At 65.7% G+C, this 26,522-nt stretch carries 28 protein-coding genes; 18 read left to right on the top strand and 10 right to left on the bottom strand.

Annotated features, from left to right (window positions below):
* Both RUH75_RS18645 and RUH75_RS18640 read left to right on the top strand, forming a co-directional pair.
* A partial coding sequence (locus tag RUH75_RS18645; RefSeq protein ID WP_313808667.1) for a winged helix-turn-helix domain-containing protein occupies positions 1–388 on the top strand: 388 nt, incomplete at its 5' end.
* Positions 385–1,740 (top strand): ATP-binding protein, encoded by a 1,356-nt coding sequence (locus tag RUH75_RS18640; protein ID WP_313808666.1) that lies wholly within the window; start codon positions 385–387, stop codon positions 1,738–1,740. The genes RUH75_RS18645 and RUH75_RS18640, both read left to right, overlap by 4 nt.
* Positions 1,741–2,065: 325 nt before the next feature.
* Here the strand turns inward: RUH75_RS18640 and RUH75_RS18635 are convergent, their stop codons facing one another.
* The gene (locus RUH75_RS18635; RefSeq protein ID WP_313808665.1) at positions 2,066–2,878 is read right to left on the bottom strand and encodes a cold-shock protein; all 813 of its coding nucleotides are present in this window, start codon (positions 2,876–2,878) and stop codon (positions 2,066–2,068) included.
* A 245-nt stretch (positions 2,879–3,123) separates the two neighbouring features.
* On the opposite strand from RUH75_RS18635, the gene RUH75_RS18630 reads away from it, so the two are divergent.
* Genes RUH75_RS18630 through RUH75_RS18620 form a run of 3 tightly spaced genes read left to right on the top strand, consistent with a single transcriptional unit; the run spans position 3,124 to position 4,967 of the window.
* Positions 3,124–3,741, top strand: coding sequence for a ribonuclease D (locus tag RUH75_RS18630; protein ID WP_313808664.1), 618 nt, complete (start codon positions 3,124–3,126; stop codon positions 3,739–3,741).
* A gap of 6 nt (positions 3,742–3,747) precedes the next feature.
* Positions 3,748–4,395 carry an LPS export ABC transporter periplasmic protein LptC gene (locus tag RUH75_RS18625; protein ID WP_313808663.1) on the top strand — a complete coding sequence of 216 codons (648 nt, stop codon included), beginning with the start codon at positions 3,748–3,750 and terminating at the stop codon, positions 4,393–4,395.
* Positions 4,395–4,967, top strand: coding sequence for an LptA/OstA family protein (locus RUH75_RS18620; protein ID WP_313808662.1), 573 nt, complete (start codon positions 4,395–4,397; stop codon positions 4,965–4,967). The genes RUH75_RS18625 and RUH75_RS18620 overlap by 1 nt, the downstream gene beginning before the upstream one ends.
* Before the next feature lie 30 nt (positions 4,968–4,997).
* Here the strand turns inward: RUH75_RS18620 and RUH75_RS18615 are convergent, their stop codons facing one another.
* The 3 genes from RUH75_RS18615 to RUH75_RS18605 all read right to left on the bottom strand — a co-directional run bounded on the left by RUH75_RS18615 (position 4,998) and on the right by RUH75_RS18605 (position 7,541).
* The gene (locus RUH75_RS18615; protein WP_313808661.1) at positions 4,998–5,588 is read right to left on the bottom strand and encodes a histidine phosphatase family protein; all 591 of its coding nucleotides are present in this window, start codon (positions 5,586–5,588) and stop codon (positions 4,998–5,000) included.
* A 4-nt stretch (positions 5,589–5,592) separates the two neighbouring features.
* The gene (locus RUH75_RS18610; RefSeq protein WP_313808660.1) at positions 5,593–6,405 is read right to left on the bottom strand and encodes a 3-deoxy-manno-octulosonate cytidylyltransferase; all 813 of its coding nucleotides are present in this window, start codon (positions 6,403–6,405) and stop codon (positions 5,593–5,595) included.
* 128 nt (positions 6,406–6,533) lie between these two features.
* Positions 6,534–7,541: a KpsF/GutQ family sugar-phosphate isomerase gene (locus RUH75_RS18605; protein ID WP_313808659.1), complete on the bottom strand. Its 1,008-nt coding sequence runs from the start codon at positions 7,539–7,541 to the stop codon at positions 6,534–6,536.
* Positions 7,542–7,702: 161 nt separating this feature from the next.
* Between RUH75_RS18605 and RUH75_RS18600 the strand changes: the two genes are divergently transcribed.
* Complete coding sequence (locus RUH75_RS18600) at positions 7,703–7,864, top strand: hypothetical protein (RefSeq protein ID WP_313808658.1); 162 nt, start codon at positions 7,703–7,705, stop codon at positions 7,862–7,864.
* Here the strand turns inward: RUH75_RS18600 and RUH75_RS18595 are convergent.
* A complete protein-coding gene (locus RUH75_RS18595; RefSeq protein ID WP_313808657.1) occupies positions 7,855–8,850 on the bottom strand; it encodes an NAD-dependent epimerase/dehydratase family protein in 996 nt (331 codons plus the stop codon). The genes RUH75_RS18600 and RUH75_RS18595 overlap by 10 nt on opposite strands.
* Positions 8,851–9,191: 341 nt before the next feature.
* Between RUH75_RS18595 and RUH75_RS18590 the strand changes: the two genes are divergently transcribed.
* Positions 9,192–10,307 (top strand): GNAT family N-acetyltransferase, encoded by a 1,116-nt coding sequence (locus tag RUH75_RS18590; protein WP_313808656.1) that lies wholly within the window; start codon positions 9,192–9,194, stop codon positions 10,305–10,307.
* A complete protein-coding gene (locus RUH75_RS18585; RefSeq protein WP_313808655.1) occupies positions 10,304–11,164 on the top strand; it encodes a cupin-like domain-containing protein in 861 nt (286 codons plus the stop codon). Before RUH75_RS18590 ends, RUH75_RS18585 begins: the two co-directional genes overlap by 4 nt.
* Here the strand turns inward: RUH75_RS18585 and RUH75_RS18580 are convergent.
* From RUH75_RS18580 to RUH75_RS18570, 3 genes are all read right to left on the bottom strand, one after another.
* The gene (locus RUH75_RS18580; RefSeq protein WP_313808653.1) at positions 11,142–12,197 is read right to left on the bottom strand and encodes a GNAT family N-acetyltransferase; all 1,056 of its coding nucleotides are present in this window, start codon (positions 12,195–12,197) and stop codon (positions 11,142–11,144) included. The genes RUH75_RS18585 and RUH75_RS18580 overlap by 23 nt on opposite strands.
* Positions 12,198–12,277: 80 nt before the next feature.
* Positions 12,278–12,643 carry a DUF962 domain-containing protein gene (locus RUH75_RS18575; protein WP_313808652.1) on the bottom strand — a complete coding sequence of 122 codons (366 nt, stop codon included), beginning with the start codon at positions 12,641–12,643 and terminating at the stop codon, positions 12,278–12,280.
* A gap of 61 nt (positions 12,644–12,704) precedes the next feature.
* A complete protein-coding gene (locus tag RUH75_RS18570) occupies positions 12,705–13,676 on the bottom strand; it encodes a serine hydrolase (RefSeq protein WP_313808651.1) in 972 nt (323 codons plus the stop codon).
* 79 nt (positions 13,677–13,755) lie between these two features.
* On the opposite strand from RUH75_RS18570, the gene ung reads away from it, so the two are divergent.
* From ung to RUH75_RS18555, 3 genes are read left to right on the top strand one after another with little or no spacing between them, the layout of a single operon-like run.
* Positions 13,756–14,454: a uracil-DNA glycosylase gene (ung, locus tag RUH75_RS18565; protein WP_313808650.1), complete on the top strand. Its 699-nt coding sequence runs from the start codon at positions 13,756–13,758 to the stop codon at positions 14,452–14,454.
* A complete protein-coding gene (locus RUH75_RS18560) occupies positions 14,451–14,714 on the top strand; it encodes a hypothetical protein (protein ID WP_313808649.1) in 264 nt (87 codons plus the stop codon). The genes ung and RUH75_RS18560 overlap by 4 nt, the downstream gene beginning before the upstream one ends.
* A 32-nt stretch (positions 14,715–14,746) precedes the next feature.
* Positions 14,747–15,178 carry a DUF488 domain-containing protein gene (locus RUH75_RS18555; RefSeq protein WP_313808648.1) on the top strand — a complete coding sequence of 144 codons (432 nt, stop codon included), beginning with the start codon at positions 14,747–14,749 and terminating at the stop codon, positions 15,176–15,178.
* A 171-nt stretch (positions 15,179–15,349) separates the two neighbouring features.
* On the opposite strand, the gene RUH75_RS18550 is transcribed toward RUH75_RS18555, so the two are convergent.
* Together RUH75_RS18550 and RUH75_RS18545 are read right to left on the bottom strand one after the other, a co-directional pair.
* Positions 15,350–17,770 carry a TonB-dependent receptor gene (locus RUH75_RS18550; RefSeq protein ID WP_409592397.1) on the bottom strand — a complete coding sequence of 807 codons (2,421 nt, stop codon included), beginning with the start codon at positions 17,768–17,770 and terminating at the stop codon, positions 15,350–15,352.
* 129 nt (positions 17,771–17,899) lie between these two features.
* Positions 17,900–19,657: a tetratricopeptide repeat-containing sulfotransferase family protein gene (locus RUH75_RS18545; RefSeq protein WP_313808646.1), complete on the bottom strand. Its 1,758-nt coding sequence runs from the start codon at positions 19,655–19,657 to the stop codon at positions 17,900–17,902.
* A gap of 80 nt (positions 19,658–19,737) precedes the next feature.
* On the opposite strand from RUH75_RS18545, the gene RUH75_RS18540 reads away from it, so the two are divergent.
* The 7 genes from RUH75_RS18540 to RUH75_RS18510 all read left to right on the top strand — a co-directional run.
* Positions 19,738–20,928, top strand: coding sequence for an aminotransferase (locus tag RUH75_RS18540; protein WP_313808645.1), 1,191 nt, complete (start codon positions 19,738–19,740; stop codon positions 20,926–20,928).
* An 82-nt stretch (positions 20,929–21,010) separates the two neighbouring features.
* Positions 21,011–22,444: a DNA recombination protein RmuC gene (gene rmuC, locus RUH75_RS18535; protein ID WP_313808644.1), complete on the top strand. Its 1,434-nt coding sequence runs from the start codon at positions 21,011–21,013 to the stop codon at positions 22,442–22,444.
* Positions 22,445–22,522: 78 nt separating this feature from the next.
* On the top strand, positions 22,523–23,152 hold the full coding sequence (locus RUH75_RS18530) for a nicotinate-nucleotide adenylyltransferase (protein WP_313808643.1): 630 nt from the start codon (positions 22,523–22,525) through the stop codon (positions 23,150–23,152).
* A 12-nt stretch (positions 23,153–23,164) separates the two neighbouring features.
* A complete protein-coding gene (gene rsfS / locus RUH75_RS18525) occupies positions 23,165–23,554 on the top strand; it encodes a ribosome silencing factor (protein ID WP_313808642.1) in 390 nt (129 codons plus the stop codon).
* 145 nt (positions 23,555–23,699) lie between these two features.
* The gene (locus tag RUH75_RS18520) at positions 23,700–24,122 is read left to right on the top strand and encodes a 23S rRNA (pseudouridine(1915)-N(3))-methyltransferase RlmH (RefSeq protein ID WP_313808641.1); all 423 of its coding nucleotides are present in this window, start codon (positions 23,700–23,702) and stop codon (positions 24,120–24,122) included.
* A 102-nt stretch (positions 24,123–24,224) separates the two neighbouring features.
* On the top strand, positions 24,225–25,460 hold the full coding sequence (locus RUH75_RS18515) for a murein hydrolase activator EnvC family protein (protein ID WP_313808640.1): 1,236 nt from the start codon (positions 24,225–24,227) through the stop codon (positions 25,458–25,460).
* A gap of 244 nt (positions 25,461–25,704) precedes the next feature.
* The coding region (locus RUH75_RS18510) for a S41 family peptidase (protein WP_313808639.1) at positions 25,705–26,522 on the top strand (818 nt) is incomplete at its 3' end.

Raw genomic sequence — 26,522 nt, 5'->3', positions numbered from 1 at the left:
GGTCGCGCGCATCAAGGTGATCTTCCGCCGCGTCGCGACCGGCGGCCAGCGCGTCACCGCGCCCGACGGCGCCACCTATGCCTTCGCCAACTGGTTGCTCAAGACGCAGGAGCGCACGCTGGTCGACAGCGAGAGCGTGGCGCTGCCACTCTCCACGGCGGAGTATAATCTGATGCTGGCCTTCGCCACGCGGCCTAATCAGGTGCTGAGCCGCGATCAGTTGCTGGACATCACCCAGGGGCGGGAGGCCAATGCCTTTGACCGGGCGATCGACAACCAGATCAGCCGCCTGCGCAAGAAGATCGAGCCCGATCCCAGGAACCCGACATTGATCAAGACCGTATGGGGCGGCGGCTACACCCTGTCCGCGGATGTGCGCAAGTTGTGAGGCGGCTTCGTCTTTGGCCGCAAAGCGTTATCGGCCAGATCATCATTCTGGTCGCGCTGGCGCTGTTCGTGGCGCAGGCGATCAACTTCGCCCTGCTGTTGCGGGAGCGTCAGCGGATCGAGCTGACGTCGCAGACCGCGCCGGGGGTCTATCGGATCGTTGATGCGCTTGATAATCGGCCGGCGCGGCGGGGCGGTGACGATGCCGACCGGCGCAGTCGCGTCCGTTTCCTTGGCGCGGCGCCAGTGCTGCGCGGCACCGCGCGGCCCGATGTCGAGCAACGCGGCAAGGCGATGTTCGATGATATCGGCCTTTCGATCCGGTCCATCCATGTGGTCGAACAAAGTCAGGCGATGCCGTTGCGGCGCTGGGACAATTTCCGCCTGCGGGCCGCGGGGGAAAGGCCAGGCAATCTGCGCATGGGACGCTTGGCCATGGCGGTGGAATATGAGCCGGGCAAATGGGCGCTGACGCAGACGCGCATCGGGGATCGGCCCCCGCGCTTTGGCGGATGGCTGGTCGGGCAGACGCTGATCCTTTACGTGATCGTGCTGGCGCCGCTGCTGTGGATCGGGCGAAGGCTGGCGCGGCCGTTGAAGCAACTCACCCGTTCAGCGGAGCAATTCGCCCGCACCGGATCGGCCGACCCCGTCGAGGAACGCGGGCCCGGCGATGTCCGGCAACTCACCACCGCCTTCAATGCGATGCGGAGCCGCATTTTCGCAATGCTAAGCGAAAAGGACCGGATGCTGGGCGCGATCGGCCATGATCTGCGCACGCCGCTGGCCTCGCTGCGGGTGCGGACGGAATCGGTCGAGGATGAGGGCGAACGCGCCCGCATGTCCGAAACGATCGATGAAATGAATCGGATGCTGGAGGACATATTGTCGCTCGCCCGCGCGGGACGCAGCAGCGAGGCGCGGCAGAAGGTCGATCTGTCGGCTCTGGCCGATGCGGTGGTCGAGGATTTTCTGGAACTGGGTTCTCCGGTCGATCTGGCGGACAGCGAGCGGGCGGTGGCCAATGTGCGTCCGCAGCAGATTCGCCGTGCGCTGCGCAACCTCGTCGAAAATGCGATCGTTTATGGCGAGCGTGCCCATGTCTCCGTGGAACGTGGCGAGGGCGCGATCCGGCTGGTTGTCGCCGACGACGGGCCGGGCATATCCGAGGATCGGATGGAAGAGATGATGGAGCCGTTCACCCGGCTGGAAGGATCGCGCAATCGGGAAACAGGCGGCGCCGGCTTGGGACTGGCGCTGGTGCGGGCGATCATGGCCGAGCATGGCGGGGCGCTGAAGCTCGCCAATCGCGCGCAGGGCGGGTTGGAAGCGAGTCTGGTATTGCCAGCCTGAAATGGCCAATACTGGTCATTAAGCGTAACGTGCTCCTGCGTAGGCAGGAGCCCAGTTCGGATGTTGCCAGGACGAAGTGAGGGCGGGACTGGGTTCCTGCCTTCGCAGGAACACGGCGCGCTTCAGGGAACGCGCGGCTAAGTGGCCCGTCCGCCATCCACCTAAGTCTGCCGTGCAATCATTCTTACTGGCTGGCGACTGAAAAGGGGACCATAGACGTCGCGCGCCTCCACTAACCCCGCATTTCCCGAGGTGAAACGACAAAAAAGGGGCCGCCGGGCAGGCGACCCCTTCTATCCTCTCCCGCAAGCGGGCAGATATTTTCTTAGTCGGCCTTCGACTGAAGGTTCACGGCCGCATATTTGCCGCGACGGTCGACTTCCAGTTCGAAGTCGAGGCGGTCGCCTTCATTGAGAGCGCTCATGCCGGCGCGTTCCACGGCGCTGATATGAACGAATGCGTCGGGCTGGCCGTCGTCGCGCTGAATGAAGCCGAAGCCCTTCATGGCGTTGAAGAACTTGACCGTGCCGCTGGCGCGCTCGCCGGTCAGCTGGCGCTGCGGGCCGCGGTCGCCGCCCGGGCGATCGCCGAAACCGCCGGCGCGGGGTTCGCGAGGAGCCCGGTCCGTGACGGGGAGCGGTTCGCCCTCGATCTTGAGGTCGGTCGCCGACACCTTGCCACCGCGATCCACCAGCGTGAAGCCGAGCTGCTGGCCTTCGGCCAGGCCGGTGAGGCCCGCCTGCTCGACGGCGCTGATGTGCACGAATACGTCTTCGCCGCCATCGTCACGGACGATGAAGCCGAAGCCCTTCTGACCGTTGAAGAATTTGACTACGCCAGTGCCTTCACCGACGACCTGGGCGGGCATGCTGCGGCCACCGCCGCCGAAACCACCGCCACCGCCGCCGAAACCACCGCCGCCGCCGCCAAAGCCGCCGCGGCCACCACCGCCGCCGCCGCCGCCGAAGCCGCCACGGTCACCACCGAAACCGCCACCGCCGCCACCAAAACGATCACCGCCGACGCCACCGCGATCGCCGCCGAAGCCGCCGCGACCACCTTCATAAAAACCCTCGTCGCCGAAACCGTCGCGCTTGTCCTTGCCGCGCCCGCCGCGGCGACCTCTATCAAAACTCATGCCCTGTTGGTCACTTTCGCTTCGCCCCAGACTAAACCGGACAAACATGTCGGGCGAATGACATGCAGAATCCACCGCCAAGTCGCGGTTTGGGACTCACTATATCAGCTTTTCAGGGGAGCGCGAATGATTTTTGAGGCGGGCGGAAGGCCCGAAAATGGCGTCATTGCGGCGCGTTGATCGCCTTTCGTTCATCGGTGCAGCGGGTGATTGCGATATGGCGGCTTTCGCCATAGAGGGGAATCATGACCGTCCATTTCCATGAAGAGGATCTGCCCGAGGGCGTCCTTGCCCCCGGCCCGATCGCCGTCGATACCGAAACCATGGGGCTGATCACGCCCCGCGACCGCCTGTGCGTCGTGCAGATCAGCGACGGCAAGGGCGACGAGCATCTGGTGCGCTTCAACCCCGGCAGCGATTATGCCGCGCCCAATCTGCGCGCCGTACTGGCCGATCCGGAGCGGTTGAAACTCTATCATTTCGGCCGGTTCGATATTGCGGCGCTGAAACATTATCTGGGCGTGGTGGCGGCGCCGGTCTACTGCACCAAGATCGCCTCGCGGCTGGTGCGGACCTATACCGACCGCCATGGCCTCAAGGAACTGGTGCGCGAATTGCTGGGGCAGGAACTGTCCAAGGTGCAGCAGTCGAGCGACTGGGGCGGGCCGGTGCTGTCAGAGCCGCAGAAGGAATATGCCGCGTCGGACGTGCGGTACCTGCATGCGCTGAAGGCGGAGCTGGACAAAAGGCTGATTCGCGAGGGACGGATGGAACTGGCGCAGGCCTGTTTCGATTTTCTCCCCCATCGGGCCGAGCTGGACCTGGCCGGCTGGCCGGAGATCGATATCTTCGCGCATATGTGAGGGTGCATGTCGATTCAGGCCGATCAGCAACGCGATGTGCGCCGCCACTGGGCACGGCCGGGGGGGAGCCATGACCGGCTGGTCGGGCTGCTCAAGAACTGGCTGCCCGCTGCGGTCGGCGTGCTGGCGGCGTTGCTGGCGACGGCGCCCTTTACCGGCGGCGACAAGGTCAGCTTCGTGCTCGACAAGAACAAGGTCGAGGTGGCGAAGGAACGGATGCGCGTGACCGAGGCGCTTTATCGCGGAGAGGACAGCAAGGGGCAGCCCTTCTCGCTGCGGGCCGGCTCCGCCGTGCAGAAGAGTTCGCGGGAGCCGATCGTCGATCTGAACGACATGTCGGCGCGAATCCTGCTGTCGGACGGGCAGGCGCTGCTGCGGGCGCAGAAGGGCCGTTACGACATGGATACGGAGCGGGTCGCGATCGACGGGCCGGTGCAGTTCCAGTCGGAAGGCGGATACAGGCTGACGACGCGGGATGTGGGCATCGACCTCAAGACGCGACGGATGCAGAGCGCGGGGCGGGTCGATGGGCGGATACCGATCGGCACGTTCAGCGGCGACCATCTGGAGGCCGATCTGGGCGCGCGGACGGTGACGCTGAATGGGCGTGCGAGCTTGCGTATCGAACAAAATGGCCTCAAAGGGCGGAAGTGATGAAAAAGCCCCTTCTTCTGTTGTCCTTGGGTGCGCTGGGTACGGCTGGCCTCGTCTGTGCCGGGGTTGGGGCCGGGGCCGATGCGCAGGTGCTGAAGAATCATGACAGCAATGCCCCAGTGAACTTCACCGCCGACCGGATCGAGGTGCAGGACCGCGCGGATCGCGTCGTCGTGTCCGGCAATGTCGAGGTGACGCAGGCGGGCATGAGGCTGAACGCAGCGCGGATGACGGTGGCCTACCGCAACCAGCCGGGCGGCGGGACCGGGACCAACGGGGTGGAGATCGACCGAATCGATGCCTCCGGCAATGTGGTCGTGACCAAGGGGACGGAAACGGCGAAGGGCAATGTCGCCATCTATGACCTCAACAGCCGGCTGATCACCATGTTGGGCAATGTGTCGCTGACGCAGGGGACGAACCGGCTGACCGGGGGACGGCTGGTGATCGATCTCAACAGCGGGCGCTCAACCGTCGATGGACGGGCCAGCGGTGGCGGGATATCGGGCGTGACCGGCGGTTCCGGCGGGCGCGTGTCGGGAACCTTTACGGTGCCGCAGCGGAAGAATTGAGGCTTTTCATCTTCTGAATGCCGATCAGCCTCAGGGGCGTTCATCCCAACGGATGAATTGCGTCCGTCCGGTTGCATCGATCGCCAGTTCACCGAAAGCACCCGTCCGCAGTTTGAGGGTCGGGCGTGGCAAGTCAAGCGCAAGCAGGGCGAAGCGCGCCGCGCCGTTGCTGGTGACGAAAAGGTCCACCCCCTCCCCTTCTTCAGTGAACCAGGCCTTCCACGCGGCGATGCGCGCGTCGGCATCGACCGTCCAGTCCCTGGGTGCGATGCCGTGCTCGTCCCATGCGGCAAGGGCCTCTGTCCCAAGGCGGGCCAGAACCCGGGCTTCGGGCTGGCCTTCATCGGGACCGTGGTCGATCTCATTGAGCCAGGGGAGCGTGCCGTCGACGGGATGAGCCGTGGCGGTCGCGATGCGATCGGCCGTTTCCCGGGCGCGAAGGAGCGGACTGCTGTGAAGGCGCCGGATCGGAAGGTCCTGCGCGGCGAACCAGGCGCCCAGCCGGTCGGCCTGGGCGCGGCCGCTTTCCACCAGCGGAATGTCCGTGCCCGCGCCGATGCGGCAGGCGTCAGCGCTGCTTTCGAAGGTGTTGCCGTGACGGATGATGAAGATACGGCGCATGGAGTCAGGGCGTGGGATCGCCATGGAGGTCGATCAGCGCTTCGACACGGGCGATATCGGCTTCGGTATCGATGCCGGAGCTGTCGAACCGCGATGGCGCGACCGGAACCGTCATGACGGGAATGCCCAGTTCAAGCAGGCGGAGCTGTTCAAGCCCTTCCAGATTTTCAAGAGCCGTCGGCGGCGTCGCTTCGAAGCGGGTCAGGGCGTCGAGCGTATAGCCATACAGGCCGACATGGCGCCAGACGGGGGACAGCTTCCCCTTCTGCCGCAGCGCGTCTTCGCCCCGGATGGCCGGGATGATGGTTTTGGAAAACCAGAGCGCGCGGCCGTCCGGGGCGCGGGCGCAGGTCGTGCCGCTGAAGGGCGAGCGCGTCTTGTGCTCACGCAGGGCGTCGAGCGCGGGCCAGTCCAGCGCGATGACGGGGGTAGCAACCTCCGCCCCCGCTTCCAGTGCCGCGATCACAGCGCTGAGCGCCCCCTGGGGCTGGAAAGGACTGTCGCCCTGAAGGTTGACGACGAAGCGCGGCGGGTTCCCGCGTTGCAGGGCGGCGGCGAGCGCGCGGCCGGAGCCGGTGGCGATGGCGCTTTCGGTCATCGCCGCGTCGCATCCGGCGGCACGGGCGTGGGCGGCGATTTCATCGTCATCCGTCGCGACCAGCAACTGCGCATGGGGAAGGCCCGCCGTCGCGGCGCGGGCCATGGCGATGGTGCGATGCAGCAGCGTACGCCCCGCGATCAGGCGCAGTGGCTTGCGCGGCAGCCGGGACGAGCCTGCGCGCGCCGGAATGACGATGAGCGTAGGGGTGGCCGGCATGGCGTTTCAGAAAGCGATTGTCGCGCATCGGCGCGCAGCGCGTGCACAGCAAAGCGCGGAGATCGGAATGAGACGCACGGCCCGCTTCACCTGTCGCCGGCCCGGGGCTGCACGTCGGCTGCTCCCACTCAGGCGACGCCTGCGTGCAACAGATCGTGCATATGGATGGCGCCGACCAGGCGATCCTTCTCGCATACGAAAAGCAGGGTGATATTATGGTCGTGCATCAGCCGCAACGCTTCGGAGGCCAGCTCTTCCGGCCCGACCGAAACCGGCTCCGCGCTCATGTAGCGGCCCACCGGCTCGTTCATATGGCGGGTGCCGGTAACGGTGCGGCGCAGGTCGCCATCGGTGAAAGCGCCGATCAGCGCGCCCTTGCCGTTGACGACCGCCGTGCCGCCCAGGCGGGCGCGGGTCATTTCGATCGTCGCGTCCAGCAGCGAGGCATCTTCCTCCACCCGGGGCACGTCCTGGCCACAGGCCATGAGTTCACGTACCTTGACGAGTTGCGCGCCGAGCCGCCCATTGGGGTGGAATTTATGGAAATCATCCGCCGAAAAGCCGCGCATTTCCATCAGCGCGATGGCAAGCGCGTCGCCAAAGGCCATCTGGATCGTGGTGGAGGTCGTCGGCGCCAGCGAATTGGGGCAGGCTTCCTTCACATCCGGCATCAGGATGCAGATGTCCGACGCAATGGCGACCGTACTGTGCGGCCGCGCGGTCATGCCCAGCAAGGGGATCGCGAAGCGCTTGCAATATTGGATGATGGGACCAAGTTCGTTGGACTCGCCCGAATGGGACAACATCAGCACGACATCGTCCGGCGTCACCATGCCCAGATCGCCATGACCGGCATCGGCGGGGTGCAGGAAGATGGCGGGCGTGCCGGTGGATGTCAGCGTCGCCGTCATCTTGCGCGCGACGATGCCGCTCTTGCCCATGCCGGTCACGATCAGGCGGCCGCGCACATTCATGATGACACCGACCAGCCGCAGGAAATTGGCCGAAAATTCCCGGTTGCTGAACTGGTTTTCGAGCGCGTTCAGCCCTTCAGCGGCGATGGACAATGTCCGGCGCGCGGTTTCCGCGATCCGTCCGCCTGAGCCAAATGGCACGATCTTCGTTACTGTCGACACGCGTAAGCCCTTTTTTCCACCATCGCCGCCGGTTTTCCCAGACTGACGACAGTGGCGGCGAGCCACCGTCCCACGGTGTTCCGCCCTTACCTCGTTCCGCGACCCGACCGATTGAACCCAATCGGTACCCGGATGAAATGGATAGGCGTCTTCCCTCGGGCATGGCAATCTATTTCGCAAGCGCGAATGATGATTTACGCGCCATTAACACCACAATGGATGAAAAAGCGATCAATCGATCAACGGGATCGGCAGGGCGCGGAACCTTTTACGCCGAAGTCTGTTGTGGCTCGCCTTGTGCGCTGCGCCACATTTACCCGTGATAGGCGCGATACCAGTCGACGAAGCGCGGCACGCCGATTTCGATGCCGGTCGTCGGCGCAAAGCCGATATCCTGCGCAATGGCGCTGATGTCCGCGAAGGTCGCGGGAACATCGCCCGGCTGCATCGGCTGAAAGTCGATTTCCGCCTTGCGCCCGCAGGCTTGCTCCAGAACGGAGATGAGGTGCATCAGCTCCTCGGGACGGTTATTGCCGATATTGTAGAGCCGGTGGGGCGAGCGGCTGCCCCCCGCCTTGGGCGCGCCATCATCCTCCGGCGCATTGTCGAGGCAGCCGATCACCCCGCTGACGATATCGTCGATATAGGTGAAATCGCGCTGCATCCGGCCATGGTTGAACACCGGGATCGGCTGGCCCGCAAGGATTTTGGAGGTGAAGATCCACATCGCCATGTCCGGGCGGCCCCATGGTCCGTAGACGGTGAAGAAACGCAGGCCCGTCATCGGAATGCGGAAGAGATGGGCGTAGGTTTCGCTCATCAGCTCATCCGCCTTCTTGGTGGCGGCATAGAGCGAGACGGGATGGTCGGCGCGGTCCTCGACGCGGAAGGGCAGGCTGTCATTGCCGCCATAGACGGAGGAGGATGAGGCATAGACCAGATGCCGCACCCGCCGTTCGCGCGCCACTTCCAGCATGTTGACATGGCCCGCCAGGTTGGAGCGCACATAGGCGTGGGGATTGATCAGCGAATAGCGCACGCCCGCCTGCGCCCCCAGATGGATGATCGCGTCGATCGGATGGTCATGCAGCGCCGCCTGCAAGGCGTCCATATCAGCGAAGTCCAGTTCGGCGAAGGTGAACAGGCCGCCATGACGCTCATGCAGGGTGGCGATCCGGTCGCGCTTGAGCGAAACCGGATAATAATCGTTCATATTGTCGATGCCGAACACGGCCCGACCCTTGGCAAGCAGCCGGTCCGCCACGGCCATGCCGATGAAGCCGGCAGCACCGGTCACGAGGATTGTCATGGCATGGTTCCTGTCTTTTCGTGCGCTCGAACCTTCACAGACAATCCGGCGCGCGATGTAAAGGGCTTTCCCCATAAGCGCCGCATCAGGCCCTGAAATTGCCGATGCGGCTTGCCCGCGAAGGCGACAGGGCGGTTGTGGGGTGGAAGGCGGACGTTATAGCTTCGTCATCCCGGACTTGATCCGGGATCCCACTTTCTTCTTGAGCGCACATCTGAAAGGCAGCGGGACCCCGGATCAAGTCCGGGGTGACGAGGGTGGGAATGGCCACAAATGACCAAAAAACGCCGTGATATGTTCGGATTAGCCTTTCCCTAATCATTGCCGGCTAAGGCCGGGCCATGGACATGGCTTCCCATCCCGCCTGGGCGACCGCGCGCGCCTATGCCCCTTCGCAGCGGCAGCGCTGGACCGCGCTGGCGGAGGAGGCGGCGGAGGCCAATGCCTTCTACATGCCGGAAATGCTTTGCGCGGCGCTGGATCATCTGGCCGACGCCGCCAATGTGCGGGTGCTGGAGGTGCAGCAGGGCGGCGAGCTGATCGGGCTGATGCCGGTGGTGGTTTCCGCGCGGCATGGGCGCCTGCCGATCGGCTGCGTCGTCAACTGGATGCATGATCACTGCTTTTTCGGCGCGCCGCTGATCCGGCGGGGCGAGGAAATCGCGGCATGGCGCGGCTTGCTGGAGCAGCTGGACGAGGCACGCTGGGCGCCGGGTTTTCTGCACCTGCGCGGGCTGGACGCGGCGGGCGCCAATGCAGCGGCGCTGGAAGCGCTGTGCGTCGAGCAGCGGCGCGGACGGCGCGAGGTGCATCGCCATGACCGGGCAATGCTGCGGTCGGACCTTGACGCGGACGCCTATTGGGAAGCCAATATGCGGCCCAAGAAGCGCAAGGAATTGCGGCGCCTGCAAAAGCGGCTGGCCGATCTGGGCAGGGTGGACAGCCGGTTGCTGACGCAAGAAGCCGAACTGGCCGGCTGGTGCGGGGAATTCCTGGCGCTGGAGGCTTCAGGCTGGAAGGGATCGGAAGGCACGGCGCTGGCCTGCAAGGCAGACGATGCGGCCTTTTTCCGGGCCGCCTGCGCGGCGGCGTTCGAAGCCAAGCGGCTGCATTTCCTGCGCATGGACCTGGACGGGCGGGCGATCGCGATGCTCGTCAATTTTCGGCATGGCGAAGGGGCTTTTTCCTTCAAGATCGCCTTTGACGAGGCGTTGGCGCGCTTTTCGCCGGGCGTGCTGATCGAGCTTGCCAATCTCCACGCGGTGCAGGGCAATCCGGCCATCGGCTGGATGGACAGCTGCGCGGCGGCGGACCATCCGATGATCGACAGCCTTTGGGCCGAACGGCGGACGATCACGCAATATCGCATCGCTCTGCGGGGGGCAGGCAGGAGCGCCGCCTTCGCGCTGGCCAATGGCGTGGAGGCGCTTGGACGCCGATTGAGAGGACAGTCATGAACGCCCCCGCCCCCCTCGAACCATTGGTGTTTCCCGATCAGGCGCGCGCGGGCTTTGCCGACGCCTATCCGGATCGGGCGGCAAAGCTGAGCCATGAGCTGGCCGGACATGCGCTGCTGACGCTGGAGGCTCTGGCCGGGCTGGCGGAGCGGATGCCGGCGGCGTCGGTCGAATATAATCTGGGCAGGCTGCCCCTGGGCGTGCGGCCGGAGGATACGCCCGCCAACGGGCTGACGCTGGGCGAGACGATCCGGACGATTGAGACGAACGGCAGTTGGGCGGTGCTGAAGAATGTCGAGCGGGACGCGGCCTATGGCGCGCTGCTCGACCGGGCGCTGGGTGAGCTGGCGCCGCTGGTGGATCGCCGGACCGGTCCCATGCTGCATCGGGAAGCCTTCATCTTCCTGTCCTCGCCGGGGAGCGTCACGCCGTTCCACATGGACCCGGAGCATAATATCCTGCTCCAGATCAGGGGCGAGAAGACCATGACGGTGTTTCCGGCGGGCGACGAGGAACTGGTGCCCGCGATCCAGAGCGAAACCTTTCATGCGGGCGGGCATCGCAACCTCAATTGGCAGGAGGGGTTCCGCGATCGGGGCATGGCGGTGACGCTGCGGCCGGGCGACGCCATCCATGTGCCGGTGAAGGCGCCGCATTTCGTGGAAAACGGCCCGTCGGTGTCGGTCAGCCTGTCCGTCACCTGGCGGTCGGAACGGAGCGTGGCCGAAGGCGAACTGCACAGCTTCAACGCGCTGCTGCGGCGGCGGAAGCTGCCGACCGGACCGATCGGCGCGACGCCCGAAGCGCAGGGCGCGCGGCGGCTGGCCTATCGCATCATGCGGAAGCTGGGCGTCTAAGGATTTTGCGGAGAAGCGCTTCAGCCTCCAGCCGGGGACTGAAACGGTCGATCTGCCACCATTCCAGCGCGTCCTCGCAGGTGGCGAGGCTTTGCTTGTAGCGGTCCTTGCCGGCAAGCAGGGAATAGAGCGCGAGGCCGCGCGCCGCATAATGCTCTACGGCGGCGGCGTGGCAGAGCAGGCCGGGCTTGTCCCTGGCGCCACGTGGGGCGGCGAAGGCGGATTGATAGTTCATCGCCGTGCCGTCGTGGAGGAAGTTCAGGAGCAGGCCCACGACTCCCCCGCCATCCGTGAAGCGGAGCAGTTCGACCGCTTCGCCGCGGGTCGCGAGCGTGGCGGCAAAGCGGCGGAAAGCGGGATCGTCCCAGGCATTGTCGGCGTGGCGGCCGGCGTTGAGCGACTGCATTTCCGTCAGCCATGGTTCGATGTCGGCGGGGGTCGCGGCGGTGATCGCGGGGAGCGCGCCGCCATGATCCCTGATCGCGCGGCGGATCTGGCTGCGGCTGTTCCCGCTGAGCAGCGAGAGATAATCGGCGGCGCGGACGGCCGCCAACTCGACCTGATAGACGGGGGACAGGTCCAACCGGGTCTTGCGGCGGGCCGGAATGTTCAGCAGCGGCGATCCGGGCGCGATGCCGCTGAGGCGCAGGGCGCGCCAGTCCCGGCGCCGGGCAATGGCCTGAAGGGCGGCTTCGGTCGCCTCCCCTTCCCTGCCCTTCGCGATCAGCAGGCCATTATATTCGATGAAGGGGCGGTCGGCGGCGGCATCGCCCGACTGGTTGAGCGACAGGGTGGCGCTGCGGCCCAGCAGGCGGGGGTGAAGGCCATGGCCGAACAGGGCGAGCGCGATATCCTGGCCCTGCGCGTCGGTGACGGAGAGGAGTTCGGGGCGGACGCCATAGCTTTCCAGCCAGGCTCCGGTCCAGTTCCAGCCCAGGAAGAAACTGGACGATGCGCGCGCTTCCAGCGCCTGCCAGCGGGGGGCGAGGGTCGCGGGACCGATCAGGCGGGTGAATTGGGCGGTGAGGGCCATCGCGGCTTCTTTTGGCAGAGCCGTGGCGGGGGTCAAGCCGGACCACCCTCCCCGCTTCGCGCAGGAAGGATCAAGCCACCCTATAATTCGCAGCGCAGCGCCGGGTCGATCGAACCGTCAGGCCGGACCCCTGCCCGTTGCAGGTCCCGCCCCATCCGCCCGGTCAGGAACCGGAACCACATCACGAAATCGGCGCGCAGCGACCAGAGCGGATAGCGGAAGGTCGCGGGACGGTTGCGTTCGATCAGGCTGTGCCCCATCCACGCGAACCCATAGCCGGCAAGCGGCAGCGCGGCGACCATCCACCAACGTCCGGCCACCGGCAACGCGGCGAGCAGCAGCACGACGAGACTGGTGCCGGCATAATGCATCGCCCGCGTGCCCGCATGGGCATGCTCCTGCAGATAATAGGGCCAAAAGTCCCCGAACGCCGCCTTGCCCGCCATCGCACGCCCTCCTCGATCCCCAAGGTTATAGGGAATTTTGATCGAAGTTAAGGTGCATGCGTCAGACCGTGTGCCGATCAGGGGCGAACAGGAAATAATCATAAGCGGCCCGCGCCGCTTCGGCCATGATGCGGTCGCGCATGGCATGGCCCCGATAATCCTTCATCACGAACACCGAAATGACGAACATCCGGCCGTCCGGCAGCGTGACGATGCCCGCGTCATTGCCCAGGCCATTGAGCGTTCCGGTCTTGTGCGCGATGCGCGTGCCGGGCGGCAGCATCGCGCGCAGCCGGGCCTTGCCGGTCTTGCAGCGCTCCATGATCGACAACATCAGCGCCGTGCTCTGCGGCTTCAATATCTTGCCGAGCCGGATCGCGGCGAGCAGATCGTCCATCGCGCGGGGCGTGGCGGTGTCGCGCGGGTCCATGGCAAAACCGATATTGGGCATGTCGCGAGCGTCGCGCTGGCTGGCGGACAGGCCGGATTCCATCGCCGTTTCATCGCCGAAATCCACGCCCGCCATCTTCGCGCGGGCGAGCAGGTCACGGGTATTGCTGTCGACGCGCAGCCCCTTGACCCCGGCGGCATGGACCCAGTCATTGACCGCCTGCGGTCCGCCGGCGCGGGCGACCAGCGCATCGGTCGCCTCATTGTCGCTCAGGGTCAGGCTCATTTCCAACAGGGTGCGCACCGGCAACGGACGGCCAAGGCGGATGAGCGGTTCATCGAGGCTGAGGCTGCCCGCGTCGAGCAGCGAGAGGATCTTCGCCGCCACCGCGACCTTGTAGGTGCTGGCCATGGGGAACAGCGTGTCGCCATTATAGGCCAGCGTCTCCCCGGTGCCGAGATCGCGCACGGCGATGCCCACGGTGCCGTCGGTCAGCGTCGCGAAGCGGGCGAATTCCGCCATCAGGCGGGATTCCGCGCTGTGCTGGACCGGGTTCGGCGCCGGGCCGAAAGCGTCCGCGGTCGGCAGGGGGGCCAGGAACAGGCCCATGAAGGCAATCAGCTTGGTGCGAAGGCGTGGCATCCGTCCCCTTTTCCTGATTCGGGGGTTCAGGGCAAGGGCTGTTGACAGCGGCTCGGCGCGCGGTTCATCACGCCGGGCCATGAGCGATACCATCAAGCTGGACGAGAGCTGGCGCGCGCCGCTGCTCGATGAATTCGAGAGGCCCTATATGCAGGGGCTGAAACGCTTTCTGGAAGAGGAGAGGCGCCAGGGGAAGCGCATCTTCCCCAAGGGCAGCGAATATTTCCGGGCGCTGGACCTGACGCCGCTGAGCCAGGTGAAGGTGGTGGTGCTGGGACAGGACCCCTATCATGGCGAGGGGCAGGCGCACGGCCTGTGCTTCAGCGTCAAGCCGGGCGTGCGCACGCCGCCCTCCCTGGTCAATATCTACAAGGAATTGCACAGCGATCTGGGCCTGACGCCACGCCGCCACGGCTTTCTGGAACATTGGGCGCGACAGGGCGTGCTGCTGCTGAACAGCGTGCTGACGGTGGAGATGGGCAAGGCCGCCTCGCACCAGAAGCGCGGCTGGGAACAGTTCACCGACGCCATCATCCGGCTGGTCAACCAGCAGGGCGATCCCGTGGTGTTCCTGCTCTGGGGCGCCTATGCGCAGCGCAAGGCGGAATTTGTCGACCGGACGAAGCATCTGGTGCTGAAGGCGGCGCATCCCTCCCCGCTGTCCGCGCATAACGGCTTCCTCGGCTGTCGGCATTTTTCGCAGGCCAACACCTTTCTGGAGGCGAAGGGCCGCGGCGCGATCGACTGGGGCTTGCCGGAAACGGTTGTCCAGCCATGAATTTCGACGATCAGTTGCACCGTTATTTCGGGGTGCGGGAACTGGACGCGCTGACGCCCGACGCGCTGGCGGCGGGGCTGGAGCATATGCGCGTCGATTTCGGGCTGGAAACGGACAGGCGGCGGCGTTTTGCGCTTTGGTCGTTGATGTTCCTGCTGGGGTCGGCGCCCGATCTGGATGACGCGTTCGAGGACCCGGCCGATCGGGATGCGGCGCGGGACTTCATGGAGATGATCGAACGGGCCGAAGAGGGCGGGTAGGAATCGGATGAAGCGCTTCCTACCTTTGACCGATGCGAATCTTCACCATCGGTTATGAAGGCGCGACGCAGGATGAGGTGATCGCGGCGTTGCGGGCGGCAGGCGTCACGCTGCTGGCCGATGTGCGCGCGGTGCCCCTGTCGCGGCGGCCGGGCTTTTCCAAGAACATCCTGGCCGCCGGACTGCGCGCGGCGGGGATCGATTATGTGGGCCTGAAGGCGCTCGGCACGCCCGCCGCCGGGCGCGAGGCGGCGCGCAAGGGGCAGCATCAGCGGCTGGCGGAAATCTATGCCGGCCAGCTGGAACTGCCCGAGGCGATGGTGCAAGCGGCGCAACTAATCGACATGGCGCAGGAGCAGCCGACGGCGCTTTTATGTTTTGAGCGGGACGCCGCCGCCTGTCACCGGTCGCTGCTGCTGGACGCGATCATGCCGGATGCGGAGCGGGTGGATCTGGTGCCGTGAGGCTTTGGCATGACATGTGGAGATTTGGCTTAGGGACACAAAATCGGGGGGGCAGGGCATTCCCTATTTCGTCACCCCGGGCGTGACCCGGGGTCCCGCTTTTCCTTCTGCGCCGCATCCGCCTCAAGAAGCGGGACCCCGGATCAAGTCCGGGGTGACGAACGCAATATTCTATTCGAAATCATAGCCCAGCTTGAGCCCGAAAAATTGCGGCTTGGTCGGATAGGTCCGCGCATAGGCGCCGCAGATTTCCGTGGCGCAGATGGTATTCCTGCCCAAGGTGCCATGGCTGTTGAAGGCATTCTGGATGAACGCTTCGATCCGCCAGCTGTCCCAGTGCGTGCCGATCGAGAAATCGGCGGTGGTGAAGGGTCTGGTCGGCCCCACCGCCGCATAATCGGCATCGGTCAGGAAGGTGCGGGTGCCACCCTGATGCGACACCGACCCCTGTACGAAGGCCGTCATCGCGCCGAGCGGCCATTCATAACGCGCCGTCGCCGTCCCCTTGAAGCGGGGCATGATCGGCAGCCGCGTGCCCTTTGCCGCAGCCGGAGGGACGCCGGGATTGCAGACGATATTCTTGGTGACCGGATCGACCTCGCAGAAATCGCTGGTCAGTTGCGCGTCGACATAGGTGGCGCTGGCCGACAAAGTCAGGCCGCCGAAGCGCGCGGACAGGTCGCCTTCCACGCCATAGATGCGCGCATCGCCCGCATTATAGGTGTTGGTGACGCCATTCTGCCCCACCGGCACCAGCCCGAACTGAAGGTCGCGCCATTTCTGGTAGAAGGCCGCGCCATTGAAGGTGAAGCGCCCGAAACGGGTTTTCCAGCCCAGCTCGAAATTGTCGAGCTTGTCCGATTTGAACGGATTGACCCCCGGCCGCCGGTTGTTGCCGCCCGGCCGATAGCCGCGCGAAACGGTGCCGTAGAGCATGACGTCCGAACTCACCTGCCACTTGATGCCGCCGCGCCAGATGACGCCGGTTTCGACCTGTTTCTTGTGGACATTGGCGCAGGGCACGTCCGGGATGCTGGTGGGCAGGCAGTTGGCGGGGTCAAGATTGCTGGCGCTGTTGGTCCCGGAAAAGCCGTAGATGGTGTTATCCGCGATATAGCCGCGCACGCCCGCAATCAGCGTGATGCCGGGCACGATGTCATATTCGCCCTGCGCAAACATCGCATAGTCGCGGTCCTTGCGCTTCACGCGGGTCAGGAACACTGTGTCGGTGTTGCCGAAGGGCGTGAGCCACTGGGGCGTCGGAATCTGGCTGATGCCGACAGTCTGATAGTCGGCGCCGATCTGGTCGGTCTGAACCTGCATGAACATGCCCGCAGCCAGACGGAAAGGCTTGTCGGTGGGTGAGTTCACCCGCAATTCCTGGGTGAACTTGGTATATTTGTCGAACTGGTGCGCTGTTTGCGTCGGGTCGATGAAATTGCCGTTGGCGTCGGGGAAATAAGTGGCGAAGCCGGGCTGCACCACGCCATTGTCGTCGATATAGGTGTAGGTGTCGTAAGCCACCGAATAATAGGAATAATCGGCGATATTATCGACCTTGCGTTCGAAATAGCCGCCCGAATAAGTGACATCCCAGTCGCTGAGCTTGCCCTGGATGGTCAGCGCCGCCTGCCACCAGCGGTCCTTGTTGCGGCTGGGCAGATAGTCGGTGACGTTCAGATAACCCTTGGTCGGATCATAGAAGAAGCCGCCATGGGCGATCTGGCTCTGATAGAGGAATTGCGGCGTGACCGTCCAATTGTCGTCCAGGTCGATGCGCAGGGCGGCCCGGCCACCCCAGGTTTCGACGTCGTTATAATCGTCCTCCACCAGTGCATGGTTGTTGACGGTGAGGTTGGTGCCGGGGTCGTTGTCGTCCAGCGTGAAGGTGCGCGTACCGGGGATATTGTCGATATAGCCGCCGGCCCGGTCATAGAAGCCGACGATGCGCAGCGCCGCATTGTCGCTGATCGGCAGGTTGATGTAACCTTCCGCCGATCCGCCGAAATCGCCCTTGCTGAACTTGTTGACCTGAAGGTCGATGCTGCCGGTGGTCTTGCCCAGTTCCGGCCGGTTGGTGATGATGCGCAGCGTGCCCGACAGCGAACTCGCGCCGAACAGCGTGCCCTGCGGCCCCGCCAGCGCCTCGATCCGGGCGACATCGTAGAGATGGACGTCGACCATGCCGCCAATCGTCGTGACCGGGATTTCGTCGACATAGGTGCTGCTGGTCGGCAGCGGCCCGATATGCAGCGGCGGACCGCCCGAACCGGTCGCAACGCCGCGAAAGAAGACCTGCGCCTGACTGGGGCCGAAGGACTGGATCGAAACGCTGGGCAGCAGCTTGGCATAATCGTCCAGCGCCTTGGCATTGGCCTGTTCCAGCTTGGCCTGGCCCAGCGCATTGATGCTGATCGGCACATCCTGCAACCGCTCCTCGCGGCGCTGCGCGGTGACGACGATCACGGCGTCATCGACGCGGGGCGCTTGCGCGGCTTGTTGCGCCGGTTCCTGGGCCCATGCTGGAAATGCCATGGCCGTGCCGGCCAGAAGCGCAGACGAAAACTCCATCAAGCGAATGCGACTTGACATCGGCTACCCCCCTCAGGTGCACGAGTTTCTGGGAAGAATTGTCATCAACTGTCGGGCGGGCGCAATGAAAAATCGTTGCGCGGCGATAATCATGCGCTTTTTCGGGCGATTGTTACCCGAAAGCCACGATCACGGCGCGTCGGGATAATGGTCCAGCACTGGGCCAAGCGCGGCGATCAGGGGTTGCAGCTGCGCTTCGACCGCGCGCCATTGCCCCTCCCCTTCGCGGTTGATCGGGCGGCGGACCTGCTCGCTGCTGGCGGTGCGTACGGCGCGGCGGTTTTCGTGGAAGGACAGGCAGGCCTGCTCGAACGGCAGGCCGAGCGCGGCGAGCAGGGCGCGAACCTCCCCTTCCGGATCGTCGAGCAGCCGTTCATGGACGACGCGATGAATGCGCCCCGGCAGCACGGCTTCGAAATGCGCCATCAGCCGGACATAGTCCACATAATAGCGGCCGATGTCGCCCAGGTCGTAGCTGAACGCCTGCCCCCGCGCGAAATGCTGGCGAAAATTGGAATAGCCGCAGTCGAGCGGATGCCGCCGCGCGTCAATGATCCGCGCATTCGGCAGGATCAGCCGGATAAGACCGGCATGCAGCCAGTTGTTCGGCAGCTTGTCGATGAAAAAGGGCCGCCCCTCGCGCCGCTGGATGCGGGTGCGCTCGACATAGGCTTCTCCCAGGGCGCGCAGCCGGGCCGGATCGAGGCCGCGCAGCATTTCCGGCCAGTCCCCCTCCTGCCGCAGTTCCGCGACAAGAGCGGGCAGATCGGGCAGTTCCATCGTGCCTTCGACCTGGCTGTGGCTGGAAAGTATCTGCTCGATCAGCGTGGAGCCGGCGCGCGGCAGGCCGATGATGAAGATCGGATCGGGCGCGGGACAGCCCATGCCCTGCCGCGCCGCGAGGAAATCAGGCGTGAAGAGGCCGATCGCCGCATCCACCGCCCCGCTGGTGCGCGCCGCATCATGGGGCTGAGCGACGCGGCGCAGGCGGTTGCCCTCCGCATAATGAGCGAAGGCGGCTTGCGGATCGCCCTGATCGCCCAGCGCCTTGCCAAGCGCGAAATGCAGGTGGAAGCGGTCCTCCGCACTCGCCTGACGATCGGGCAGCGCATGTTCCATCGCCGTAATGTCCGCCGCGCCGAACGCGGCCGTCTTGAGATTGGCGATGCTCCACCATGCCTCCCCGAAGGCCGGGCGAAGCGCCGTCGCGCGGCGATAGGCGGCGATGCTGTCCGCCGTCCGCCCCACGGTCTTGAGCGCATGGCCATAGCTCATCCAGATTTTCGGCTGGCCCGGCACCCGCGCCAGTATCTCCTCGTACAGCGCGATGGCTTCGTCGAAATCGCCCAGCCGCCCCAGCACCGCCGCGCGCAAATTGGCATGCGCGGGATTGGCCTGATCCTGCAACCGGTCCAGTTCCTCCAACGCCTCGGCCATCCGGTTCTGCCGATGCAGCGCCGTCGCCAGATTGGCGCGCGCGGCGATGAAGCCGGGGGCCAGTTCCAGCGCCCGGCGCAGCAACTTCTCCGCATCGGCGTTACGCCCGATCCGGCCCGCCAGTTCGGCCAGCATGCGGATCGCCGCGACATCGAAGGGATTGTCCTTCAGCCGCCCGCGCAGGATCGGTTCCGCCAGATTCAGGCGATTGTCGAGCAGGGCGACGGCTGCCTGCCGTAGCGCCGGATCGGCGGCGGACGCATCGATCGCGGCGCCTTCATGGCGCTCCGCCTCCGCATCCCGCTTCAGGGTCCGCAAGGCGCGCGCGGCGAGTCGATGGGCTTCGGCGTCCCCCTCATCCTGCCGAAGCTGGTCGAGGCAAAGCGCCAGCGCCTGCGCGGGGTCCTGCGCAAGCAGCTGCCGGATGGAGGAATAGCGCGCGCCCCGCATCGCCTTTCCATGTCAAGCCGCGGGCGGCTTGGCAAGCGACAGCTTGCCGGACGGCTTGACCCCTCTCTCCAAAAACCGGCATGTCGCTTGGCATGAGCATCCGCGATCCGCACTTTGGCCATCCCGTCTATCGGGACATGCCCACCACGATTTTCGAGAAAATGTCCGCCCGCGCGCGGGAAACCGGCGCGATCAACCTGGGGCAGGGCTATCCCGATGCCCAGGGGCCGCAGGATATCCTGCGCGCCGCCGCCGATGCGCTGCTGGAGCGATCGAATCAATATCCGCCCATGGCGGGGCTTGCCGAACTGCGCGAGGCGGTGGCGGCGCATTATGCGCGGCATCAGGGACTCGACCTGCAACCCGCGGAGGTCATCGTCACCTCCGGCGCGACCGAGGCGATCGCCGCCAGCCTGCTCGCGCTGGTCCGGCCGGGCGACGAGGTGCTGGTGCTGGCGCCGCTCTATGACGCCTATCTGCCCCTGATCGAACGCGCGGGCGGGCGAGCGCGCGTCCTGCGCCTCGCCCCGCCCGAATGGCGGATCAGCCGCGAGGCGCTGGAGGCGGTTCGCACCGATCGAACCCGTTTCCTGCTGATGAACAATCCCGTGAACCCGACCGGCATTGCCCTGCGCGACGCGGAACTCGCGCTGCTGGCGGAATTTTGCGTGGCGCACGATCTGATCGCGATCTGCGATGAGGTGTGGGAACATGTCACCTTCGACGGAATCACGCACAGGCCGCTGATCGGCTTCCCCGGCATGCGGGACCGCACGGTGAAGATCGGTTCGGCGGGCAAGATATTTTCGGTCACGGGCTGGAAGGTCGGCTGGATGTGCGCCGCGCCTGCCCTGGCTGCTTTGCTCGCGCGGGCGCATCAGTTCATCACCTTCACCACCCCGCCCAATCTGCAATGGGCGGTGGCGGAGGGTCTGGCCAAGCCGGCAAGCTGGTTTGCCGCCATGCGCCAGGGCTACCAGGCGTCGCGCGACCGGCTGGCGGATGGGCTGCGCGCGGCGGGCTATGTGGTGAATTCCAGCGCCGCGACCTGGTTCGTGACCATCGATCTGCCGGCTTCGGGCATCGCCATGGACGACGTGACCTTCTGCGATCGGATCATCGATGAAGCAGGCGTCGCGGCGATCCCGATTTCCGCCTTCTATCCCACAAATGCCGTGACGCATCTCGTCCGCCTCTGCTTTTCCAAGGCGGACGGGGTTCTGGATCAGGCGGTGGCGCGGCTGGCGGCTTTCCGCGCGTCCCTGGCCTGATCGCGCCGCGGGCGGCATCAGCAGGCTTGCGGGGATGACGTCGCGCCGCTAGGTTCACCTTTCGTTCCATAAAGGGGTAGTCATGGACAGCCTGGCCGTCATTCTTACCATCGTTGCATTGGGCGCGGGGCTGGGCCTTGGCTGGCTGCTCAGGGGCAAGGCCCTGGCGCCCCTGGCGGCGGAAAAGGCCGATCTGGCGGGCAGGCTCGACATGGCGACGGCCCAGCGCAACGCGGCGCTTCAGGAACTGGTGGTGGCGCAGGAACGCGCGGCGCAGGCGGCGGAACTGGCGCTGAAGCTGGATGCGGAGCGTTCGGCAAGGGAACTGGCGGCACGGGAACTGGCGGCGCTCCGTTCCGACACGCAAGCCCGCGCGGAGGCTTTCGAAGCGCAGATCGCCGCGCTCAAGGACGCCAAGGAGCAGCTTTCCGCCCAGTTCAGCGAGATTGGCGGCAAGCTGCTGCATCAGGCGCAGAGCCATTTCCTCGAACGCGCCGACCAGCGCATGGCGCAGGCGCATGAGAAGAGCGAGGCGCAGCTCAGGCAGTTGCTACATCCGGTCAATGAAACGATCCAGCGCTACGACCATAAGATCACGCAGATCGAGCAGCAGCGTACCGAAGCCTATGGCATATTGCGCGGCGAGATCGAATCGATGAAGACGGGGCAGGAAGCCGTGCGGGCGGAGGCTCAGCGGCTGGTCGATTCGCTGCGCCACGCCCCCAAGGCGCGGGGTCGCTGGGGCGAGCAGCAGTTGCGCAATGTCCTTGAAACCTGCGGCCTGTCCGAACATGTCGATTTCGAAACCGAAGTCAGCGTGGAGGGCGAGGATGGCCGCCTGCGCCCCGACGCGATCCTGCGCGTGCCGGGCGCGCGCGCGCTGGTGATCGACGCCAAGGTATCGCTCAACGCCTATCAGGATGCCTATGGCGCGGACGGCGATGAGGAGAGGAAACGCTTCCTTTCCGCCCACGCCGCCGCAATGCGCGCCCATGTCGAGACGCTGGGGCGGAAAAGCTATGCCGACCAGTTCGACGATGCGCCCGACTATGTGATCATGTTCGTGCCGGGCGAGCATTTCCTCTCCGCCGCGCTCGAACATGATCCACAGCTTTGGGATCATGCCTTCGCCCGGCGCGTGCTGCTGGCGACGCCCACCAATCTGATCGCCATCGCCCGCACCGTCGCGGCGGTGTGGCGTCAGGAAAAGATGGCGGACGAAGCCAAGCGGATCGGCGCGCTGGGCAAGGAGCTGTATGAACGGCTGGCGGCGGCGGCAGGATCGCTCAAGAAACTCGGCAACCGGCTCAACGGCGCGGTGGGCGATTATAACGCCTTTGTCGGCAGCTTTGAAAGCCGGGTGCTGGTGACGGGGCGCAAGCTGCGCGACCTGAACATCGAAACGGGCGGCAGGGAACTGGAAGAGCTGGAGCCGGTGGAAGCGCTGGTTCGGGAACCTGCGTCGGCGGAGGCCGTGCGGACATTGCCGGAAGCCCTCCCCAACGCGGCGGAATAGCCCCCGTCGCTTGATTCGCCCGCAAACGATCCCGATGACATTTGCGCCGGACCACGCCAACTGGCATGGGGCGACCGCATGAAACGCATCGGCCTTCTGGGCGGCTCCTTCAATCCGGCGCATGGCGGGCATCGGGCCATTTCCCTGTTCGCGGCGGCCGCGCTGGGGCTGGACGAGGTCTGGTGGCTGGTGTCGCCGGGCAATCCGTTGAAGCCCCGGGCCGGAATGGCGCCCCTTGCCGCGCGGCTTGCCCATGCCCGGAAAGTCGCGCGACTGGGGCCCATCCGCCCCACCGCGATCGAAACGCAATTCCACACCCGCTATACCATCGACAGCGTGAAGACGCTCAAACAGCGCTATCCCCGCCACCGCTTCCTCTGGCTGATGGGCGCGGACAATCTCGCCCAGTTCGGCCAATGGAAGGACTGGCGCGGCATAGCCCGGATAATGCCCATTGCCGTGATCGCCCGGCCCGGTTATGATGAGGCCGCCCATGGCTCATCGGCCATGAGCTGGCTACGGCGCTTCGTCCGGCCCGCACGCCAGAGTGCAGCATGGACGGATTGGAGAACGCCGGCGCTTGTGCTTCTGCGCTTTCGCCCTGATCCAAGATCGGCGACCCTGCTGCGGCAGGCAGACCCCCTCTGGCATCGCGAATATGAACACAAACGCGTGCGCGACCCGCTCACGCGCCGGTTGATTGTCTAGAATGGAGTCCGTTTGACCAGACCGCATCCCGCCAACGACACGGCACAGAATGCCGACAGCGTTGCCGCCCTGCACGACCTTGTCTTGAAGTCGCTTGACGACGACCAGGCGCAGGAAACCATTTCCATCCCCCTCGAAGGCAAGAGCAGCATTGCCGACCATATGGTGATCGCCAGCGGGCGCTCGTCCCGTCAGGTCGCGTCGATGGCGCAGAAACTGGCCGAGCGGATCAAGCAGGCGACCGGCCGCTCCGCGCGGGTCGAGGGGCTGCCCGTGGCCGACTGGGTGCTGATCGATGCCGGCGACGTGATCGTTCATCTGTTCCGGCCGGAAGTGCGCAGCTTCTACAATCTGGAACGGATGTGGGGCTTCGTCGACGCACCGGTGGCAGGCACCGCTTAGAGCATCGTGCGCAAAAGTGGGAACCGGTTTTGCGCTTGAAACGATGCGATAACAAAGAACTGGAGCACGCAGCCTGCGTCTGATTTAACGCAGCGTGCTCTAAGCACCTTCGACAAGCGCGCATTCACGGTTTAGGGGAAGCATCATGCTCCTCCACATCATCGCGCGCGGAAAGATCGGGCGATCGCCCGAAGCGGAACTGGTCGACCGCTATGCGAAGCGGCTGACCATGCCGTTCAGGATCACCGAACTTCCCGACCGGGGCGGCAAGCTGCCTCCCGCCTCGCCGGGCACCGTGACGGTGATGCTGGATGAAAAGGGCCGCCAGCTCGGCTCGATGGATTTCGCCCGACGCATCGAGGGCTGGCGCGATTCCGGCAAACGGGAATGCCGCTTCCTGATCGGCGCGGCGGACGGATTCGACGATGCGGATCGGGACAATGCCGACCTGCTGATCGCCTTTGGCGCGATGACCTGGCCCCATATGATGGCCCGCGCCATGCTGGCCGAGCAATTATGGCGGGCCTGTTCGATTCTGGCGGGACATCCTTATCATCGAGAGGGCTGACCAGCCCAAGCCTCCTGCGTTTCGACTGCGCTCGACACGCAAGGCGATTTGCGCCTAGTCAGGACAGGTCGGTGCTGAAATCCACCGCCGACGGGGGGCCAAGTGAAACGGACGGCGATCATCGGGGCACTCATCGCTGGCGCGGCAGCCCTTGCCGCATCGCGCCTGCCCGCCGCCGATGGTCAGGCGATCATTCTCCCCGGCACGGCGGGCACCAGCCTGTCCGAAGAACAATCCGCGCTCAAGACCGCCCGCCGCCAGTCGGACGAGGCGCGCGAACGCTCCGAACGCCTCGAACGCCAGGCCGCCGTCGCCCGCAGCGAAGCCGATCAGGCCCGGCGCCGCGCCGCCGCCATGGCCGCCCGCATCCAGCAGGCGGAGGCCGACATTCAGGCCGCGCAAGCCCGCATCGCCATCATCGCCCGGCTCCAGCGCGCTCAGGCTGCCCGCCTCGCCGCCCGGCAGGAACCGGTGGTCCGCCTGACCGCCGCGCTCCAGATGATGGCGCAACGCCCCCTCGCCCTCGCGCTGGTCCAGCCCGGCTCGCTGACCGACGCCATTCACATGCGCGCGCTGCTGGGTCAGGTCCTGCCCGTCATCCGCGCGCGCACGGCCGGGCTGCGCGCCGAACTCGACCGCAGCCGCGCCCTGCGCGCCACCGCCGAACAGGCCGCCGGATCGCTGGCGCAAAGCCAGCAGGATCTGAAGCAGCGCCAGGCCGCGCTCCAGACCCTGGAAGCGCGCAAACGGCTCGCGGCGCAGGATTACCGCGCCAATGCCGGGCTGGAGAGCGACCGCGCCCTCGCTCTGGGCGAACGGGCGCGGGACATTGTCGACCTGATGGACCAGCTGGAGGAGGCAGGCGACCTGCGCGATCGGCTGGCCGCGCTGCCGGGACCGCTGCTTCGCCCGGCCCGGCCCGATCAGGTCCGCGCGCCCGCCCCTTCATCCCCCCATGGCCCCAGCGCCGCGCCTCCCTACCGCCTGCCGGTCGTCGGGCAGCTCGTCACCGGCATGGGCGAGATATCGTCGAGCGGCGTGCGTTCCCGCGGCCTCACCATCGCCACCCGGCCGGATGCTCTGGCGGTGGCGCCGACCGCCGGGCGGATCGTCTTTGCCGGCCCTTATCGTGGCTATGGCCAGATCGTCATCATCGACCATGGCGGCGGCTGGACGACGCTGATCACCGGCCTGCTCCGGCTCAACGCCGCCGTGGGCGACAGCGTGCGGCAGGGCGATCCGATCGGCAATGCCGGGCCGGGCCGCCCCAGCATCACGGTCGAACTCCGCCGCAACGGCCGTCCGGTGGACATCATCCCGCTGGCGGGACCTCGCTGACCGGTCCAAATCGCCGCCCATCCGATTTCCCTGTCCTACAGTCTCCCGATCGCGCTATGCCGGGCGCGGCTCCTTCAACCACGCACAGACCCATGGGAAAGCCCCGCGAAACCGTTACCCTCCTCATGATCACCGTGTCACCTATGTCACCCAGACCCCACAACCGCCGCCCATCGACCAACGCTTTTGCGTCTGCCGGGAAATGGCTTATACTGCCCGTTCGATGCCAGGACTCAGGACAAGCATGAAATCCAATTTCTTCCGGGGCGCCGTTGCCCTTGGCGCGCTCGCGCTCATTCCCGCCACCACCGCCGCGCTCGCCGACGGGGAAGCGAGCAGCTACAAGGCGCTCGACGAGTTCATGGACGTGTTCCAGAAGGTCCGCAGCGATTATGTCGAGAAGGTCGACGATGAAAAGCTGATCAAGGGCGCGATCGACGGCATGCTCGCCAGCCTCGACCCGCATTCGAGCTTCCTCGACGCGCGCGATTTCCAGAATCTGCGCACCCAGACCGAGGGCAGCTATGGCGGCCTTGGCCTGTCGGTCACGCAGGAGGATGGCGCGGTCAAGGTGATCGCCCCGACCCAGGACACCCCGGCCTATCGCGCGGGCATCAAGGCGGGCGACTATATCACCCATCTTGACGGCCAGCTCATCTATGGCGGCACGCTGGACGAGGCGGTCGACAAGATGCGCGGCGCGCCCGGCACGCAGATCAAGCTCACCATCGTCCGCCCCGGCCGCGACAAGCCGATCGAAGTGACCCTGACGCGCGAGATCATTCAGTTGAAGCCCGTGAAGTGGGAGGTGAAGGACGGCATCGGCGTCATCAACATCGTCAGCTTCTCGGCCAATACCGGCGCCGATCTGCGTCAAGCGATCCGCAGCATCGACAAGAGCCTGGGCCGCAAGCCCACCGGCTATATCCTCGACCTGCGCTCCAACCCCGGCGGCCTGCTGGACGAAGCCGTGTCGGTCAGCGACGCCTTCCTGGAGCGTGGCGAGATCGTGTCGCAGCGCGGCCGCAACAAGGGCGATGTCGAGCGCTATTATGCCAAGCC

Origin of the sequence: Sphingobium sp. (genome assembly GCF_032153725.1) — a bacterium.
Taxonomy (GTDB): domain Bacteria; phylum Pseudomonadota; class Alphaproteobacteria; order Sphingomonadales; family Sphingomonadaceae; genus Sphingobium.
This window is presented reverse-complemented; position numbering and strand designations above follow the sequence as displayed.